The following is a 3,142-nucleotide window of genomic DNA, read 5'->3' on the forward strand; positions in this document are numbered from 1 at the left end:
CATAATGAAGTGCTGAAAGGAATCTCACTTACTGTAAAAAAAGGGGAAGTGGTAGTAATTATTGGACCYTCTGGTTCAGGGAAATCGACATTACTACGATGTTTAAATTTATTAGAACAACCGGATGATGGYAGTATTAGAATTGAAGATTTAGAGATTCATACGARGAAACTTTATCAAAAAGAAATCATAAAATTACGTCAAAAAACAGCTATGGTTTTTCAAAACTATAATTTATTTAAAAATAAAACAGCATTGCAAAATATTACAACAGCATTAACGGTTGTACAGAAAAAAAGTGAAGAAGAGGCAAATGGAATAGCGAGAGAAATATTAAAACAAGTAGGCTTAGCTGATAAAGAAGATTTTTATCCGACGATGTTATCAGGTGGACAACAGCAAAGGGTAGGGATTGCTAGGGCAATGGCTTTAAATCCAGCTGTATTATTGTTTGATGAACCGACTTCAGCACTTGATCCAGAATTAGTTAATGAGGTATTGCAAGTTATTAAAGAATTGGCAAGACAGCATATAACGATGGTTATTGTTACACATGAAATGAATTTTGCAAAAGAGGTGGCGGATCGCATTATATTTATGGCTGATGGAATTATTGTAGAGCAGGGAACGCCAGAAGAGATTTTCCGAAACCCACAAAATGAACGTACGAAAAAATTTTTACGGCAATTAAATGCWTCTGAAGTAAAAGGTTTTGATGCTGAAATTATTGAAGCGGCTGCTAAAAAGGCTGGATATAAAGTAGAATGGAATATTTCTGATTTTGAAGGATTATTCGGTTTATTAGATTCAGGCCGTATTGATACGATTGCAAATGAACTATCAGTTTCTCCGGAAAGAAAAAAGAAATATGACTTTTCAATCCCATATGTGTATTCAGGCTCTGTTTTCGCGGTGAAGAAAGATAATAAAACAATTAAGTCGCTAGAAGATTTAAAAGGAAAGACGGTAGGAGTTGGGCTTGGCACAGCAGGAGAACAAGAGTTAAAAGCATTAAACAAAGATAATGCCTTTACAATTAAAACGTTCTCAGAAGATCCAACAGCGGAATTGAATGAAGTAGGGCTGGGACGCGTTGATGCTTATTATAATGATAAAGTTCAAGTGGAAACAACAATCACAAAGGCGAAACTAGATAATGTGAAAGTGGGATTTGGTCCACTTGAATGGGGAGAGATCGCATTTCCATTTGCAAAAAAGAGTGAAAAGTTAGAAGATATAAATAAGTCGCTAAAAGAATTAGAACAAGATGGAACATTAAGCGAAATATCGAAGAAATGGCTGAAAGTTGATGCTACAAAAAAACAAAATTAAGGTGTATTCGTTGAATAGGGCTATTGCCTATTAACTTATATAAAAAACTAAAGGAAACTGGAGAGGAAGTTATTCATGGTACAAATTCATCCAAAAACACGTATTGGTCATGTAGAATTTAAAGTGAAAGATTTAGAGCATCAAATTGTTTTCTATGAGAATGTAGTAGGCTTAGAAGTAATTAAGCAAGAGGGGAATAAAGCATATTTAGCTGGAAAAGGTGGTAAGAATGCTTTACTCGTTCTTGAGCAGGTGGAAGATGCAGCGCTTCAAGAGCCACGTACGACGGGTATATATCATGTCGCCTTTTTAGTTCCAACTCGTGAAGCTTTTGCTTCGGCACTATTTGGTGTTATTCGTAATAAAAAGGTAATTGATAGTCCGATTGAGCAAGAAGGACGTTATACATATTCAAATGAAATTTTACCAATTTCAAGATTTAATAGTGCAAGTGATCATACGTATAGCGAAGCGTTTTATTTACAAGATCTAGAGGGAAATGGTATCGAGATTTATGCAGATCGTCCACGTAATCAATGGGGAGAAGGGCCAGGAGGAAGTACGCCRATTGAYTTAAAAGAACTRGCAACGCTCGTTGATTATGAGGTCGATGGATTACCAGCTGATACGGTTGTTGGACACGTACATTTACGAATAGCTGATGTAGAAAAGTCTCATGAATTTTATGTAGAAACAGTAGGTTTTGAAGTGCAGCAGCGTGAAGATGATTGCTTATTTATTTCGGCAGGAGGGTATCATCACCATATTGGTGCGAATACGTGGAACGGGGTAAATAACCCACATCCACCAGCATATGCAACTGGATTAAAGGTGTATACGATTGTATTACCTCATAAAGAAGCGTTAGATGAAGTAAGGGAAAGATTAGTAGAAAAGCAGCACGAAGTAAACGAAATAACAACTGGATTTACTGTAATCGATCCGAGTGGTATTACAGTGCAGTTTGAAATAGAAGCAGCATAAAATAGGCCAGAAAGTGTGTAATCACTTTCTGGCTTGTTTTTACTTATTCACAGCTCAACCCAATACCTTCTTACAACATTACCATCTTCTTCAGTGTAATCTTCATCACGGAGACCGCCGTTATGTAAAATCGTTTTCTCTGAAGCTGTATTCACTTCGTCACAAACGACAAGTACTTTCTTGATGTTTAATTCCTTCGTTTTCTCTAATGACAACTCGAGTAACTTCGTAGCATAGCCTTTTCTTCTTTCAGAAGGGCGAATACCATAACCGATATGACCGCCAGCATTAAATAGGTGATTAGTTAAACTATGACGTATATTAACAGCTCCTATAATTCTATTTTCATCTGTAACGAGCCAATACGTAGAGTCTGGTACCCAATTTTCAGGAATATTTATTCCGTTATGTGCGTCGTGTAATTCTTGAATCATTGTCGGAAAATTAGAAGGGTCTTTTGAAATAACCCATGGAATCATCGTTTCACCGCTATCTTTCCATTCGGTATAAAAATCTAAGTATTCTTCTTGTAAATCAGTAGTAGGTGTAAGTAAAGAGACGTTCATTGTAAGTAAGCTCCTTTTATTTATGTTTTATTTCACAAAAATTACGGTATAAAGTAAAAACGTTTTCTAACTTTCTCAACCTCATTTYAYGCAAYTCATATGCCATTTTTAACTGAAAATAAGTTAGACGTTGAACTTTAACGGTTTTTTGTATGAGAAGTAGGTTATTTTATTTATGTTAATATTTTAAATATTAACATAAAATCWCTGGAATATTAAATGTATTTTAATAAAATGCTTTTATATCGATGGRTAGATGC

At 35.2% G+C, this 3,142-nt stretch carries 3 protein-coding genes; 2 read left to right on the forward strand and 1 reads right to left on the reverse strand.

All coding sequences use genetic code 11. The features are described from left to right. A partial coding sequence (locus tag AC1DJR_RS25570) for an ATP-binding cassette domain-containing protein (protein ID WP_477003815.1) occupies window positions 1–1,332 on the forward strand: 1,332 nt, incomplete at its 5' end. Window positions 1,333–1,407: 75 nt separating this feature from the next. After that, the gene (locus tag AC1DJR_RS25575) at window positions 1,408–2,316 is read left to right on the forward strand and encodes a VOC family protein (protein WP_477003816.1); all 909 of its coding nucleotides are present in this window, start codon (window positions 1,408–1,410) and stop codon (window positions 2,314–2,316) included. Window positions 2,317–2,363: 47 nt separating this feature from the next. Here the strand turns inward: AC1DJR_RS25575 and AC1DJR_RS25580 are convergent, their stop codons facing one another. Continuing rightward, window positions 2,364–2,882 (reverse strand): GNAT family N-acetyltransferase, encoded by a 519-nt coding sequence (locus AC1DJR_RS25580; protein ID WP_429687889.1) that lies wholly within the window; start codon window positions 2,880–2,882, stop codon window positions 2,364–2,366. Window positions 2,883–3,142: the final 260 nt, after the last annotated feature.

Source organism: Bacillus sp. 05T31, assembly GCF_056396725.1.

Excerpts from the sequence above, each read along its gene's own strand:
- AC1DJR_RS25580 (WP_429687889.1), bottom strand. The coding sequence starts at position 2,882 with ATGAACGTCTCTTTACTTACACCTACTACTGATTTACAAGAAGAATAC.